The 14,262-nt window shown below is 73.2% G+C and carries 12 protein-coding genes; 2 read left to right on the top strand and 10 right to left on the bottom strand.

Going from position 1 to position 14,262, the window contains the following annotated elements:
• Positions 1-512 precede the first annotated feature (512 nt).
• On the bottom strand, positions 513-1,778 hold the full coding sequence (tyrS, locus tag ACWEO5_RS27680) for a tyrosine--tRNA ligase (RefSeq protein WP_452164935.1): 1,266 nt from the start codon (positions 1,776-1,778) through the stop codon (positions 513-515).
• A 216-nt stretch (positions 1,779-1,994) separates the two neighbouring features.
• Here tyrS and ACWEO5_RS27675 point away from each other — a divergent pair, with 216 nt between their 5' ends.
• Entirely contained in the window at positions 1,995-2,531 is a 537-nt protein-coding gene (locus ACWEO5_RS27675; RefSeq protein ID WP_344552194.1) for an HNH endonuclease, read from the top strand.
• A gap of 80 nt (positions 2,532-2,611) precedes the next feature.
• On the opposite strand, the gene ACWEO5_RS27670 is transcribed toward ACWEO5_RS27675, so the two are convergent.
• The 6 genes from ACWEO5_RS27670 to ACWEO5_RS27645 all read right to left on the bottom strand — a co-directional run bounded on the left by ACWEO5_RS27670 (position 2,612) and on the right by ACWEO5_RS27645 (position 8,429).
• The gene (locus tag ACWEO5_RS27670; protein ID WP_452164934.1) at positions 2,612-4,546 is read right to left on the bottom strand and encodes an outer membrane protein assembly factor BamB family protein; all 1,935 of its coding nucleotides are present in this window, start codon (positions 4,544-4,546) and stop codon (positions 2,612-2,614) included.
• Positions 4,547-4,645: 99 nt separating this feature from the next.
• Positions 4,646-4,942 carry a 4a-hydroxytetrahydrobiopterin dehydratase gene (locus ACWEO5_RS27665; protein ID WP_344552196.1) on the bottom strand — a complete coding sequence of 99 codons (297 nt, stop codon included), beginning with the start codon at positions 4,940-4,942 and terminating at the stop codon, positions 4,646-4,648.
• Positions 4,943-5,002: 60 nt separating this feature from the next.
• A complete protein-coding gene (locus ACWEO5_RS27660) occupies positions 5,003-5,770 on the bottom strand; it encodes a sulfite exporter TauE/SafE family protein (RefSeq protein WP_452164933.1) in 768 nt (255 codons plus the stop codon).
• A 224-nt stretch (positions 5,771-5,994) separates the two neighbouring features.
• Positions 5,995-7,020: an SPFH domain-containing protein gene (locus ACWEO5_RS27655; RefSeq protein WP_344552198.1), complete on the bottom strand. Its 1,026-nt coding sequence runs from the start codon at positions 7,018-7,020 to the stop codon at positions 5,995-5,997.
• A 10-nt stretch (positions 7,021-7,030) separates the two neighbouring features.
• Entirely contained in the window at positions 7,031-7,465 is a 435-nt protein-coding gene (locus tag ACWEO5_RS27650; protein WP_344552199.1) for an NfeD family protein, read from the bottom strand.
• Positions 7,466-7,637: 172 nt separating this feature from the next.
• Complete coding sequence (locus tag ACWEO5_RS27645) at positions 7,638-8,429, bottom strand: ABC transporter ATP-binding protein (RefSeq protein WP_452164932.1); 792 nt, start codon at positions 8,427-8,429, stop codon at positions 7,638-7,640.
• 132 nt (positions 8,430-8,561) lie between these two features.
• Between ACWEO5_RS27645 and ACWEO5_RS27640 the strand changes: the two genes are divergently transcribed.
• Complete coding sequence (locus ACWEO5_RS27640) at positions 8,562-9,362, top strand: hypothetical protein (RefSeq protein WP_452164931.1); 801 nt, start codon at positions 8,562-8,564, stop codon at positions 9,360-9,362.
• Between the two features lie 115 nt (positions 9,363-9,477).
• Here ACWEO5_RS27640 and ACWEO5_RS27635 read toward each other — a convergent pair whose 3' ends face one another.
• The 3 genes from ACWEO5_RS27635 to ACWEO5_RS27625 form a co-directional block, all read right to left on the bottom strand.
• Complete coding sequence (locus ACWEO5_RS27635) at positions 9,478-10,122, bottom strand: response regulator (RefSeq protein ID WP_452164930.1); 645 nt, start codon at positions 10,120-10,122, stop codon at positions 9,478-9,480.
• Entirely contained in the window at positions 10,115-11,254 is a 1,140-nt protein-coding gene (locus tag ACWEO5_RS27630; protein WP_452164929.1) for a GAF domain-containing sensor histidine kinase, read from the bottom strand. The genes ACWEO5_RS27635 and ACWEO5_RS27630 overlap by 8 nt, the downstream gene beginning before the upstream one ends.
• 137 nt (positions 11,255-11,391) lie before the next feature.
• Positions 11,392-14,100: an FHA domain-containing protein gene (locus ACWEO5_RS27625; RefSeq protein WP_452164928.1), complete on the bottom strand. Its 2,709-nt coding sequence runs from the start codon at positions 14,098-14,100 to the stop codon at positions 11,392-11,394.
• Between the last annotated feature and the right edge of the window lie 162 nt (positions 14,101-14,262).

Genomic DNA, 14,262 nt, shown 5'->3' with positions numbered 1-14,262 from the left:
AAAAGGAATCTCCAACCAACCGATACCGGCTGGCCGGGGATGTCAACATATCTGGCGTTGACTTTTGGCACGCTGTTGAGTTCTCAAGGAACGGACGCTTCCTTCGACCGGCCTTCCGACCGCATCTCCGGGCACTTCGTTCTTTCGTGTTCCCAGCTTATCAGACGTTTTCCGCTCCGTTTTCCGGAGTTTCATTCGATCCGATTCGCTTTTGCCTTTCGGCGCTCCCGAACTCTACCAGAGTTATTCGGTCCGCTTTTCCATCCGGAATCCGAATGGACGCGCGACGAATCGCTCATCAGGGTTTGGGGGGTTCCGCCTCCCGGTTCCAACCGGTTCAGGCGACTCGGACTACGTTAGGTCACCGGAGCGGGCGAGTCAAACACGACGGGGCCGGATCTGGCTGGATCCGGCCCCTGTCCACCGTGTTCGCAGGTCAAGCCCGGTCCGTTTCAGGACACTTGACGACCTGTGCGGAGCCGGTACGGGCGTTCGGCCGGCTCCGTGCGTCGTTAGGCGCCGGCGAGTTCGACGGCGGCGAGGTTGCGCTTGCCGCGGCGGAGGACGAGCCAGCGGCCGTGCAGCAGGTCGTCGGCGGTGGCGACGGCTTCCTCGTCGGTGACCTTCGCGTTGTTGAGGTAGGCGCCGCCCTCCTTGATGGTGCGGCGGGCACCGGAGCGGCTGGGGGCCAGGCCGGATTCGACCAGCAGGTCGACGATCTGGCCGAGTTCGGTGACCGTGGCCTTCGGGACCTCGGCGAGGGCCGCGGCCAGGGTGGCGGGTTCGAGGTCGGCGAGGTCGCCCTGGCCGAAGAGGGCCTTGGAGGCGGCGACGGCGCGCTCGTACTGGTCGGCGCCGTGGACGAGGGTGGTGAGTTCCTCGGCGAGGGCGCGCTGGGCGAGGCGGGCGGCGGGGCGTTCGGCGGTGTCGCGTTCGAGCTGCTCGATCTCCTCGCGGCTGCGGAAGGAGAAGATCCGCAGGAACTTGGCGACGTCGCGGTCGTCGGCGTTCAGCCAGAACTGGTAGAAGGCGTAGGGGGTGGTGAGCTCGGGGTCGAGCCAGACGGTGCCGGACTCGGTCTTGCCGAACTTGGTGCCGTCGGCCTTGGTGATCAGCGGGGTGGCGAGGGCGTGCACGGAGCGGCCCTCGGCCTTGCGGATCAGGTCGGTGCCGGCGGTGAGGTTGCCCCACTGGTCGCTGCCGCCGGTCTGCAGGGTGCAGTCGTAGCGGCGGTTCAGCTCCAGGAAGTCCATGCCCTGGAGGATCTGGTAGCTGAACTCGGTGTAGCTGATGCCCGCGTCGGAGTTGAGGCGGCGGGCCACCGCCTCCTTGGCGATCATGTTGTTGACGCGGAAGTACTTGCCGACGTCGCGGAGCAGCGAGATGGCCGACATGCCGGACGTCCAGTCCAGGTTGTTGACCATGCGGGCGGCGTACTCGCCCTCGAAGTCGAGGAAGCGGGCGACCTGGCCGCGCAGGCGCTCGACCCAGCCGGCCACCGTCTCGGGGTCGTTGAGGACGCGCTCGGCGGTGGGCTTGGGGTCGCCGATCAGGCCGGTGGCGCCGCCGACCAGGCCGAGCGGGAGGTTCCCGGCCTGCTGGATGCGGCGCATGGTGAGGATCTGGACCAGGTTGCCGAGGTGCAGGCTGGGGGCGGTCGGGTCGAAGCCGCAATAGAACGTGACCGGGCCGTCCGCGAACGCCTTGCGCAGTGCGTCCTCGTCAGTGGACAGGGCGATCAGCCCGCGCCACTGCAGCTCGTCGACGATGTCGGTCACGGTCCCGCGTCTCCTTCGGTCGGGGGTCCGGCGCGGTTGCCCGGGGGCGGGCGGGGCGCCTGGACGGTTCCAGCGGGGTAGAGCCTACGCGCTCGGGGTCCCGGGGTTCCGGTGCAGGTCGGTGGGCGGGGGCGGAAATTCCGTTGTTCGGCGGGGTGCGGGCGTTCACAGTGGTGCCACCGCCGTGCGGCGGGCGAGCGCCGGAGGTGGCCCGTTATGCGCAACACCCTTGTCCTGAACGCGAGCTACGAACCGTTGAGCACGGTGCCGCTGCGCCGTGCCGTGGTGCTGGTCCTGCAGGACAAGGCGGTGGTCGAGCAGGCGCACCCGCTGCGGGTGGTGCGCGGTTCGGGGGTGCGGCTGCCGGTGCCGCGGGTGATCAGGCTGACCAGGTACGTGCGGGTGCCGTTCCGACAACGGGCGCCGTGGTCGCGGCGGGGGGTGCTGGCGCGGGACCAGTTTCGCTGCGCGTACTGCGGGCGGCGGGGCACCACGGTGGACCACCTGTTCCCCAAGTCCCGTGGTGGGGCGGACAGTTGGCTGAACACCGTGGCGGCCTGCGCGGAGTGCAACCAGCACAAGGCGGACCGGACGCCGGAACAGGCCGGGATGCGGTTGCTGCGGCGTCCGTTCGAGCCGACGCCGGAGGCGACGCTGATGCTCGCGCTCGGGCTGCGGGCCGGTGAGCTGGGCGAGCTGGCGGCCTGGCTGCCGGAGCGGCCGGAGGACCGGCAGGCGGTCGCGGGCGTGTGAACGGCCGACGGGCCCGACCTGATCAGGGGACAGGTCGGGCCCGTCGGCGTGCGCGCGGGGCGGGGCGGGGGCGGGGGCGCTCAGCCCTTGCTGGCGAAGGCGGTGGCGGCGCTGTAGTGGGAGGCGTGCTCGGGGACGGCCACCAGCTTCCCGGTGGCGGTGTGCACCCGGCCGGCCGAGAGCAGCGAGCCGGTGCCCTGCGGGAAGGCGCCGCCCTGGGTCTCCTTGCCGTCGGAGAGCGCGAAGCGGCTGAGGTGGGCGGGCTGGTCGGCGCGCTCGTCGACGGAGAGCAGCAGGCCGTCGGCGTCCACCCCCGCCGGGTGGGCCTTGCCCTTCTCGGCGATGGGGGTGCGCCACTGCTGCTTGCCGGTGCCGAGGTCGTACGCGGCGATCGCGGTGGGGCTGCCGCCCCCGCCGGGGACGACGGCGGCGAACATGCTGCTGCCCTGGAAGTAGACGCCGGGGACGGCGGCGAAGCCGCCGTTGTCGACGTCCAGGCGGCCGCCGCCCTCGACCGCGGTCGGGATCTCCACCGCCGGGTCGCCCTCCGCGCCCCAGGCGAACACCCGCTCGTCCTCGGGCTTCGCGCCGGTGGTGAGCACCACGGCGGGTTCGGCGGAGAGCACGGTGACGGTGGTGGGCTGGTTGTTCAGGCCCCGCCAGTACTTGACCTTGCCGTCACCGACGTTGAGCGCGACGGCCTGGTCGCCGGGGGTGGAGTCGGCGCAGTGGCTGTGCAGCAGCACGACGGAGGCCCCGGCGCTGCCGGACAGCCGGCAGAACTTGCCCTGGCCGCCGTACTGCCACGCCTCGGCGCCGTCGGCGACGCCCCAGGCGTACGCCTTGTCCTCGCCCACCGCGACCACCTTGTCCTCGGTGACGGAGACGTGGGTGGCGTAGCTGTCCTTGGTGTCGGAGAGCGTCTTCGTCCAGACCGCCTGGCCGGACTTGGTGTCGACGGCGGCGACGGTGCTGCACGGGCTCTTCGGGTCGGCGGCGGGGCGGTAGACCACCGCGCCGAGGCCGGAGCCGTTGACGGCCGGGGAGAGGCCGCAGGGGACGGCGCCGTCGGCGGGGGCCTTGAGCGTCCAGGTGGGCTTGCCGTCGGCGAGGCCGTAGGCGTGCACGCCGGTGCCGTCGGCGCGGACCACGGCGTCGGCCAGCAGCCAGCTGCCGACCAGGGTGTCGTCGGTGCCCTGGTCGCCGCCGGCGCCGGGGTCGGCGGCGACGGTCCAGGACTTGGCGTGGGCGACGGAGATGTTCTGCGGGCCGCCCGGGGCGGCCTTCTCGGCGGGCTTGTCCTCGTCCTCGCCGGACACCGCGAGCACGCCCGCGGTGATCAGCACGGCGAGGGCGGCGACGCCCGCGCCGACCCGGATCGCCAGCCCGCGGCGGCTGGGGGCGCCCTCGCCGGAGAGCACCGCGGCGCGGGCCTTGGCGGCGAACCCGCGCGGGGCGGCCGCCACCCGCTCCGGTCCGCCGTCACCGGTGCTGCCGGCGGCGGTCGCTGACACGCCGTCACCGCCGGGGGCGAACGGGTCCTCGGCGCTGGTGTGCGGGTAGTCGGTGGCGGTGACGGGCCCGGCCTCGGCGGCCGGGGCGGCGGCCGCCTCGTACGGCGCGGACTGCGGCTGCGAGGCGTCGAAGGGGCCGGGGGCGTCGAACGGGTTCGGGCCGGGCTCGGCGGGCGCGTAGAGCTGCTGGGCGGCCTGGTCCTGGTAGCCGGTCTGCTGCTGGGGGTAGCCGTACGCCTGCTGGTCCGGGTAGCCCTGCTGCTGCTGCGGGAAGGGCTGCTGACCGTACGCCTGCTGCTGCTCGGGGTAGCCGTAGCCCTGCTGCTGCGGCTCCGCGTACGCCTGCTGCGGATAGCCGTACGCCTGCTGGTCCGGGTAGCCCTGCTGCTGCTGCGGGAAGGGCTGCTGACCGTACGCCTGCTGTTGCTCGGGGTAGCCCTGCGGCTGGGGGTACCAGGGCTGCTGGTCGTACCCGGGGGTCGTGGGAGGTTCCTGAGCCATGCGTTCCGTCCGTCCCGACTGCGGTCTGGCAAGCAGCCAGCATCTCATGGCGCGGGAACGGGTTCTGCCGGGGCTTTGCGGGGGTTGCGGGCGGTGCGGTCAGGCGGCGTCGTCGAGGGCGCGGTCGATGAGGTGGGCGAGCGTGATGTCGAGGCTGGTCAGGCCGTGCGCGCTGTGGGTGGTGAGGAGGAAGGTCAGGGTGCGCCAGCGGATGTCGATGTCGGGGTGGTGGTCGAGCGCCTCGGCCTGTTCGGCGACGGCGTCGACCACCTTGACGGCGGTGGGGAAGCTCGCGGTCTCGGCGGTCCGGGTGATCGCCTCGCCGGTGCGGGTCCACTGCGGGAGGTCGGCGAGGGCGTTGGCGATCTGTTCCTCGTTGAGGCGGGTGCGGCTCATGGCGGGCTCCGTCCGGGTTCCGGGTCTCACGGCCGAGCCTACGTCGCCGGGTGCCCGGGGTCAGAAGAACAGCAGCTTGGTGACGGCGGCGAGGCCGACCACCACGATCAGGGCGCGCAGCGCGATCGGCGGGAGCCGGCGGCCGATCCGGGCGCCGAGCACGCCGCCGAGGGTGGCGCCGGCGGCGATCAGCAGGGCGGCGGTCCAGTCGATGGTGGCGGTGAACAGGAAGAAGACCGCGGCGACGCCGTTGACGATCACCGCGAGGACGTTCTTGATCCCGTTGATCGTCTGGAGGTCGTCGGGGAGCAGCATGCCCATCAGGGCGAGCAGCAGGACGCCCTGGGCGGCGCCGAAGTAGCCGCCGTAGACGCCGGTGAGCCCGATGCAGGCGAGCAGCAGCCAGCCGCCGTCGGTGGCGGGGGCGGAGGTGCCGGCGGCGCGGCGGGCGGCCATCGCGCGGGCGACCCGGGGTTGCAGGACGACCAGGACCAGGGCGGCGAGGATGAGGACGGGGACGACCGCTTCGAAGGCGCTGCCGGGGAGGGTGACCAGCAGGACGGCGCCGGTGAGTCCGCCGGTGAGGGAGGCGGTGCCGAAGCGCAGCAGGCGGTGGCGCTGTCCGGCGAGTTCGGCGCGGTAGCCGATGGCTCCGGCCAGTGAGCCGGGGACCAGGCCGAGCGAGTTGGAGACGTTGGCGGTGACGGGGGGCAGGCCGACGGCGAGCAGGACCGGGAAGGTGATCAGGGTGCCGGAGCCGACGATGGTGTTGATGGCTCCGGCGGCGACCCCGGCCAGCAGGACGGCGGTCATCTCCCACAGTGTCATCGGCTTCCCCCTCGTTGGCTGCTGTCATGCGCCGGACGATCATGCCGGAGCGGCACGCGGCTTGGCGAGGGGCGGTCCGCCATGCGGAACGGGTGCGGGCCGGTGCGGACGGGCCCGGCGGGTCGCGGAACGGGTGCGGAAACGGGTGCGGAAACGGGAGCGGAAACGGGTGCGGGCCCCGGCCGACGCGGGGTCGGCCGGGGCCCGCACGGGGCTCGCGGGGGTTACTCGTCGATCTTGGGGTACTGGCGGGTGGGCTCGACCCGGGGGCGGGCGGTCTTGTTCTCGGTGTCCACCGGGCGGGGGCCGGTCGCCGGGTCGACCGGGACCCGGGCGGCGGGCGGCTGGACGGCGGGGGCCGCCGGGGTCGCGCCGCCGCCGACCGCGCCCTGGAAGGCGCCGCCGAGGCCCTTGAGCGCGTCGCCGACCTCGCTGGGGATGATCCACAGCTTGTTGGCGTCGCCCTTGGCGAGCTCGGGCAGGGTCTGCAGGTACTGGTAGGCGAGCAGCTTCTGGTCGGCGTCGCCCTCGTGGATGGCCTCGAAGACGGTGCGGATCGCGGCGGCCTCGCCGTCGGCCTTCAGGACGGCGGCCTGCGCCTCGCCCTCGGCCTGGAGCACGGCGGCCTGCTTCTCGCCCTCGGCGCGCAGGATCTGGGCCTGCCGGGCGCCCTCGGCGGTGAGGATCGCGGCGCGCTTGTCACGGTCGGCGCGCATCTGCTTCTCCATCGAGTCCTGGATGGAGGTCGGCGGCTCGATCGCCTTCAGCTCGACCCGGTTGACCCGGATGCCCCAGCGGCCGGTGGCCTCGTCCAGCACGCCGCGCAGACCGGCGTTGATGACCTCGCGGGAGGTCAGGGTGGATTCGAGGTCCATCGAGCCGATGATGTTGCGCAGGGTGGTGACGGTGAGCTGCTCGATGGCCTGGATGTAGCTGGCCACCTCGTAGGTCGCGGCGCGCGGGTCGGTCACCTGGTAGTAGATGACGGTGTCGATGTTGACGACCAGGTTGTCCGAGGTGATGACGGGCTGCGGCGGGAACGGGACGACCTGCTCGCGCAGGTCGATCCGGTTGCGGATGGTGTCGATGAACGGGACGACGATGTTCAGGCCGGCGCTCAGGGTGCGGGTGTAGCGGCCGAAGCGCTCCACGATGGCCGCGCTGGCCTGCGGGATCACCTGGATCGTCTTGATCAGGGCGATGAAGGCCACCACGACCAGGACGATCAAGACGATGAGGACGGGTTCCAACGCTTCTCCCCTAGACGACCAGGGCGGTCGCGCCCTGGATTTCGACGACGTCGACCTGCTGCCCCGGCTCGAACACCGAACCCGGGTGGAGCGCGCGGGCCGACCAGATCTCGCCGTTCAGCTTGATCCGCCCGCCCTCTCCCCCGTCGACTGTTTCCTGTACCACTGCGGTGGCGCCGGTCAGCGCCTCCACGCCCGTGCGGTAGCCCGGGCCCTTCTTGAGCTGGCGGTAGGCGATCGGGCGCACGAACACCAGCAGCGCCGCCGACACCGCGACGAACACCAGGAACTGCGGGACGGTGCCGCCGCCCAGACCGGCCGTCAGTGCGGCCGCGCCGGCGCCGATCGCGAACATGGCGAACTCGGGCATCGCGGTGACCACCAGCGGTATGCCCAGCGCGACGGCGAGCAGCAGCCACCAGATCCAGCTGTCCACGGGCTCCATCCTAGGGAAGTCGAGGCTCTCCCCGCGTAGCTTCCCGCAGGTGGGGCGGCGGAAACCGGCCGTGTGTGCGACCGGTTCCCGACGTTCGCCTCGGGGGCGCGATCCGGCCGCGCGGAACGGGGCGCGCGGGGCCGGGCGGGATCCGACCGGACGGGGTCCGGGCGGGCGGGGCTCAGCCGAGCGGGAAGCCCTGCGCGGTCCACCGGTCGCCGCGCTGCTCCAGGGTCAGCGGCAGGCCGAAGCAGTGCGAGAGGTTGCGGGCGGTGAGGGTGGTCCCGATCGGACCGGCCGCGAGCACCTTGCCCTGGCGGATCATCAGCACGTGGGTCATGCCGGGGACGATCTCCTCCACGTGGTGGGTGACCATCACCATGGACGGCGCGTGGTCGTCCTGGGCGAGCGCGGCCAGCCGGCGGATCAGGTCCTCGCGGCCGCCGAGGTCGAGGCCCGCGGCGGGCTCGTCGAGCAGCAGCAGCTCGGGGTCGGTCATCAGGGCGCGGGCGATCAGGGTGCGCTTGCGCTCGCCCTCGGAGAGGGAGCCGAACTTGCGGCCGGTGAAGCTCGCCATGCCGAGCAGGTCGAGCAGGAGCAGCGCGCGGGACTCGTCGGAGTCCTCGTAGGTCTCCTTGCCGTGCACGGTCTGCCCGTAGGCGGCGGTGAGGACGGTCTCCAGCACGGTCTGCCCGACCGGCAGCTTCTCGTACATCGCGGCGCTGGCCAGGCCGATCCGGGCGCGCTGCTCGAAGACGTCGACCTGGTCGAGCTTCTCACCGAGCACCACGGCCTCCCCCGAGCTCGGGAACAGGTACGCGCCGGCGATCTGGAGCAGCGTGGTCTTGCCCGCACCGTTCGGGCCGAGCACCACCCAGCGCTCGCCCTCCTTGACCGTCCAGGACACGTGATCGACGAGCGCGCGCCCCTCCCGGACCACGGAAACGTCCACCAGCTCCAGCACGTCGCTCATGCCTACGCCTTCCCCAAATGCAAGAATCCGGCCGTCCGTGGACCTGGGCGTTCGGTCCTCGGGGTGCGGTCCACCATGTGTCAGGGCAAACCTACGCCACCCGCCCGGCGCGCTTGTCCGTAGGCTGGTCCGATGCTCGCCACTCCTGCCGACAATCCGTACCAAGAACCCCGTTCGGGGCGGCTCACCGCCTGGGGCAACGCGCTGCTGGCCGGGGCCGCCTCCCCCGACGACGCGGCCGCCGCCGTCCAGGGCACCGACGACGCCCACCGGGTGACCGGCCTGCCCGGCGAGGCCCCCGACTCGCTGCAGGGCCTCACCTGGGCGCTCGGGCGGCTGCGCTCGCTGGGCGCGAAGGGCCTGCGGCTGGCCCTCCCGGTGGCCGGGCACCCGCTCGGGCTGACCGGGCCGGCCTCCTTCAACGCGCTGGCGCTGGGCGCCGGCGAGGCCGTCCTGGTGGTCGGCGTCCCGTACGGGCTGGTGCCGGAGGTCGAGGTGTACGGGCCCGCGGGCGACCAGGGCGTGCGGGTGCTGTGGCAGTGCCTGCCGGTGAACGACGCGCCGCCCGCCGACGTGCCCTCGCTGGACGAGGCCGAGCGCGAACTCGCCGACGGGCTGCGGCAGGCCACCGCCGCGCTGGTCCGGCTCGACGTGGCGGGGGCCGGACCGGAGGCGCTGCGCGCCCTGGACTCCTTCCGCCGGCGGGGCCACCGCGAGCCGCTCGCACCCGGCTACCCGCAGCGCGCGGTGCGGGTGCTGGAGTCGGCCCGGCAGGTGTCCGCGCTGCTGCACATCGCCGCGGGCGGGCACGGGGCGGCGGTCTCCGCCTCCGAGATGGCCGCCCGGCGGGAGACCCTGGCCCCGCTGGACCGCACCGCCCGGCGGGCCCAGGTCGCGGCGTACAACGCGGCGGTGGACGAGCGGCGGCACTAGCGGGCGGCGGGCCCGGTCGCGGACGGCCCGGGGAGCCGTCCGGCGGCGGTCGGCGGCGCCGGGATGTTGGGCACGTGCGTCCTGACCGACTTCTCGAACAGGTGCGGCGGGCCGCTCAGGGCTGGTTGCGGACCGCCCACAGGGCGGCCTGGGTGCGGTCGGCGACGTCCAGTTTCATCAGGATGTTCGACACGTGCGTCTTGACCGTCTTCTCCGACAGGTGCAGGGTGCGGGCGATCTCCCGGTTGGAGCGGCCGTCGGCGATGTGCGAGAGCACCTCGCGCTCGCGGTCGGTGAGGGAGCCGCCGCGGCCCTGCGGCGGGGCCGGGACGTCCTCGGCGAGCAGCGCGGCGGCCAGTTCGGGCTGCAGCAGGACGTGTCCGGCGTGCACCGAGCGGATCGCCCCGGCCAGCGCCTCCGGGTCGACGTCCTTGTACACGTAGCCCGCGGCGCCGGCCCGCAGCGCCGGGACCACGGTGCGGTGCTCGGTGAAGCTGGTGACGATCAGCACCCGGGCGGCGCTGCCGCGCTCGCGCAGCAGGCGCAGCGCCTCGATGCCGTCCACCTTGGGCATCTTGAGGTCCATCAGGACGACGTCGGGGGCGAGCCGGTCGGCCTGCTCGACGGCCTCGGCGCCGTCGGCGGCCTCGCCGACCACCTCGATGTCGTCCTGCACCTCCAGGAAGGTGCGCAGGCCGCGCCGGACCACCTGGTGGTCGTCCACCAGCAGCACGCGGATCGGTGGCGTGGTGTCAGGCACCGGGAACCTCCATCTCGACCAGGGTGCCCCGGCCCGGGGCGGACTCCAGGGACAGCCGGCCGCCCACCGCGGCGGCCCGGTCGCGCATCGACACCAGTCCGAGGTGGCGGCCGGCCCGGCGCACCGACTCGGGGTCGAAGCCGCGGCCGTCGTCCCGGACGGTCAGCCGCACGCCGCGGCCGGCGGTGCCGGTCAGGGTGACCTCGACGCCGCCCGCCCCGGCGTGCCGCAGCGCGTTGTGCAGCGCCTCCTGGGCGACCCGCAGCACGGCCGCCTCCTGGGCGGCGGGCAGCGCGCGGACGCCGGCGGCGGTGAAGGCGACCTTGGCGCTGTGCGCCCGGTCCAGCACCTGGACCTGCGAGGCCAGGGTGGCCACCAGGCCGTCCTCCTCCAGTGCGGCGGGCCTCAACTCGATCACCACGGCCCGCAGTTCGTCGGCCGCCTCGGCGGCGAGCCGGGCCACCTCGGCCAGGTTGTCGCGGGCCCGGGCCGGGTCCCGGTCGACCAGCTTGGCGGCGGCGCGGGCGGTCAGCCGCAGCGAGAAGAGCTTCTGCGAGACGGCGTCGTGCAGGTCGTGGGCGATCCGGGCGCGCTCGCCGGACAGCGTGAGTTCGCGGCTGCGCTCGTAGAGCCGGGCGTTGCCGAGGGCGAGGGCGGCGTGCGCGACCAGGATCCGGAGCAGTTCCTCGTCCTGCTCGGTGAAGCCGCCGGGCTTGTTGGCGAGGAACAGGGCGCCGGCGATCTCGTCCTCGTCCATGATCGGCATGCCGAGGAAGTCGGTCATGTCCGGGTGGGCGTCCGGCCAGCCGCCGAACGCGGGGGCGGTGCGGACGTCCGCCAGCCGGGTCGGTTCGCGGTCGTGCAGCATCGAGGCCAGCACCCCGTGCTGGCGCGGCAGCGGGCCGATCGCCCGCCACTGCTCGTCGCTCACCCCGTCCACCACGAACTGGGCGAACCCGCCGTGGTCGTCCGGCAGCCCGAGCGCGGCGTACTCGGCCCCCAGCAGGGTCCGGGCGGAGGCGGTGATCCGGCGCAGCACCTCCCGCACCTCCAGCGGCCGGGACATCGCCAGCACCGCCGCGCTGACCGCTTCGATCGCCTGCAGCGACGGGTCGCACCGGGGACTGTCCATGCGCCCGAGGCTACCGCCGTGATCACGGCGGCCGCCTCGGGCGCGAGACCTAGGACGGGAGGCCCGCACCCGGCCGGGAAACGGCCGGGGCCGGGAGCGACTGGTGTCGCTCCCGGCCCCGGCCTGCGGGAACCCGCTCAGCCGTTCTGCATGACGTCGGGCTCGTGGCGCTTCTGAAAGCGCTGGATGGCGAGGCCCAGGCCGACCGAGATGAGGATCATCGCGGTCCAGTTGAGGAACATCATGCCCGCGGAGTGGTCCCAGAGGGAGTCCAGCGGGGCGGTCTCCGGCGGCTTGGCGATCACGACCGGGGAGGTGTGCGCCAGGTCGAGGGTGTTGCCGCTGGCGGCGACGCCCCAGCGGGCGGGCATCAGCCAGGCGAGCTGTTCGAGGCCGGGCTTGTCGAAGAGCTGGAAGATCGCGCCGGTGAAGACCATCTGGACGATGGCGAACATGACCAGCAGGGGCATGGTCTTCTCGGCGGTCTTGACCAGCGAGGAGATCGCCAGGCCGACCATCATCGAGGTGAAGCTGAGCAGGATCACGCCGATGGACATCTCGGCCGCGGGCAGGTGCTTGAGGACCAGGCCCTCGGCGGGGAGCTTGCGGACCTTGAAGGCGATCGCGGAGATCAGCCCGCCCTGCAGGAAGCTGATCGCGCCGAGCACGATGAACTTCGAGGCCAGGTAGGCCGAGCGGGACAGGCCGGTGGCGCGTTCCCGTTCGTAGATCGCGCGTTCCTTGATGAGTTCGCGGACCGAGTTCGCCGAGCCGGCCAGGCAGGCGGAGAACGCGACGACCATCAGGATCAGCCGGGCCGCGTCGTTGCGGTGGGACCCGGTGTCGCAGGCGGCCAGGCCGCACTTGTCGGGGATGACCGCGGAGACCGCGCCGAGGACCAGTGGCAGGATCACGGACAGCGCGATGAAGCCCTTGTCGGAGGCGATCACCGCCAGGTAGCGGCGGATCAGCGTCCACAGCTGGGAGCCCCAGCTCTGCGGCTTGGGCGGGCGCAGCTGGTTGAGCGCGTTGGGCTGGTGGACCTGGGAGGCGACGGCGTCCACGTTGGCCGAGTACTGCTGGTAGTGGACGGAGCTGCGGTAGCGGCCGGCCCAGTCGTGGTCCGGGTAGTTCTCGAACGCCTGGAAGACGTCGGCCCAGGTCTCGTAGCCGAAGAAGTGCAGGGCTTCGCCGGGCGGGCCGAAGTAGGCCACCGAGCCGCCGGGGGCCATCACCAGCAGGCGGTCGCAGAGCGCGAGTTCGGCGACCGAGTGGGTGACGACCAGGACGGTGCGGCCGTCGTCGGCGAGGCCGCGCAGGGTCTGCATGACCTCGCGGTCCATGCCCGGGTCGAGGCCGGAGGTGGGCTCGTCCAGGAAGATCAGCGAGGGCTTGGTGAGCAGCTCCAGGGCGACCGAGACGCGCTTCTGCTGGCCGCCGGAGAGGGCGGTGATCCGGTTGTCGGCGCGCTTGTCCAGGCGCAGCTCGTACAGCACCTCGTCGATCCGGCGCTCGCGCTCGGCGGCCTCGGTGTCGCCGGGGAAGCGCAGCCGGGCCGCGTACTTGAGGGCGGTGCGGACGGTGAGTTCCTTGTGCAGGATCTCGGACTGCGGGACGAGGCCGATCCGGGAGCGCAGTTCGGCGAACTGGCGGTACAGGTTGCGGCCGTCGTACAGCACGTCGCCGCGGTCGGCGGGGCGGTAGCCGGTGAGGGCGCGCAGCAGGGTGGACTTGCCGGAGCCGGACGGGCCGATCACCGCGACCAGGGACTTCTCCGGGACGGAGAAGCTGACGTCGTTGAGCAGGACCTTCTTGCCGCCCTTGAAGTCGACCTCGACGGTCAGGTGGTGGGCGGAGAAGGAGACGGCGCCGTTGTCGACGTACTCCTGGAGCTGGTCGCCGACCAGCACGAAGGAGGAGTGGCCGACGGTGAGCCGGTCCTGCGGGCCCATCAGCTGCCGGCGGGTGGGCTGGCCGTTGAGGAAGATCCCGTTGTGGCTGCCGAGGTCGACGATCTCCCAGCGGCCGTCCGGGAGCTGGCGCAGCTCGGCGTGGTGGCGGGAGACCTGGAGGTCGGAGACCACGATGTCGTTGTCGAGCGCGCGGCCGATCCGGATGGTGCGGCCGCCGGCCAGGCTGCGGATCATCGTCGGGTTGCCGAGGCCGCCGACCGGGGCCGGGGCGGCCTGCTGCTGCGGCGGGAACTGCTGCTGCACCGGGGGCTGCTGCACCGGCGGCTGGAACTGCTGCGGCACGGGCGGCTGCTGCACCGGCGGCTGGAACTGCTGCGGCACGGGGGCGGCGGCCTGCTGCTGGGGGAAGCCGGGGCGCGGGGTGGGCGCGTCCCAGCCCTGCGGGATCGGCTGCTCGACCGGCGGCGGCCGGTGGCCCGCGGCGGCGGCCGGGCCGGGCCCGAACTGCGGCTGCTGGAACGGGGCCTGGTCCTGCTGCGGGCCGGGGGCCCGGCTGGTGGCGGCCTCGTGGATGCCGCCCTGCGGGGCGGGGGCCGCGGCGGGCGCCGTGAAGGCGAGCCGGGGCCCGTTCTGGCCGTTGCCGAGGTGCACGACGGTGCCGGGGTGGAGCGCGGTCTGGGCGACCCGGGCCCCGGCGACGAAGGTGCCGTTGGTGGAGCCGTGGTCGGCGAGCTGCCAGCTCGCGCCGTCGAAGCTCAGGCCGGCGTGCCGCCAGGAGACCCGGGCGTCGTCGAACGGAAAGTCCGAGGCCGGGTCACGGCCGATGGTGTAGGCGCGGCCGGGTTCGAGTACCCGCTGCCGGCCGTCGATTTCAAGTACGAGTTGCGGCAACTCTCCGCCCGCCCCGATCTCCGGTCCCCCAGGATGTTGCATCTGACAGGAGGATCATTCCAGCCCCCCCGGTGTACTCGGAAGTCGGGCTGCCGTTCTGTGACCGCCCGGCGACCGGCCCGGGGCGGCGGCGGGACGTTCCGGCGGGCGTTGCGGCGGGTGTCCCACCTCGCGGACGCCTGCGGTCGGGGCGGTGCCGGGCCG

Source organism: Kitasatospora sp. NPDC004272, from assembly GCF_053603035.1.
This window is presented reverse-complemented; position numbering and strand designations above follow the sequence as displayed.

Coding starts and splice junctions, on each gene's coding strand:
- ACWEO5_RS27650 (WP_344552199.1), bottom strand. CDS start 7,465: ATGGAGCCCGTGGACAGCTGGATCTGGTGGCTGCTGCTCGCCGTCGCG.
- ACWEO5_RS27625 (WP_452164928.1), bottom strand. CDS start 14,100: ATGCAACATCCTGGGGGACCGGAGATCGGGGCGGGCGGAGAGTTGCCG.
- ACWEO5_RS27645 (WP_452164932.1), bottom strand. CDS start 8,429: ATGAGCGACGTGCTGGAGCTGGTGGACGTTTCCGTGGTCCGGGAGGGG.
- ACWEO5_RS27675 (WP_344552194.1), top strand. CDS start 1,995: ATGCGCAACACCCTTGTCCTGAACGCGAGCTACGAACCGTTGAGCACG.
- ACWEO5_RS27640 (WP_452164931.1), top strand. CDS start 8,562: ATGCTCGCCACTCCTGCCGACAATCCGTACCAAGAACCCCGTTCGGGG.
- ACWEO5_RS27670 (WP_452164934.1), bottom strand. CDS start 4,546: ATGGCTCAGGAACCTCCCACGACCCCCGGGTACGACCAGCAGCCCTGG.
- ACWEO5_RS27665 (WP_344552196.1), bottom strand. CDS start 4,942: ATGAGCCGCACCCGCCTCAACGAGGAACAGATCGCCAACGCCCTCGCC.
- ACWEO5_RS27630 (WP_452164929.1), bottom strand. CDS start 11,254: ATGGACAGTCCCCGGTGCGACCCGTCGCTGCAGGCGATCGAAGCGGTC.
- ACWEO5_RS27660 (WP_452164933.1), bottom strand. CDS start 5,770: ATGACACTGTGGGAGATGACCGCCGTCCTGCTGGCCGGGGTCGCCGCC.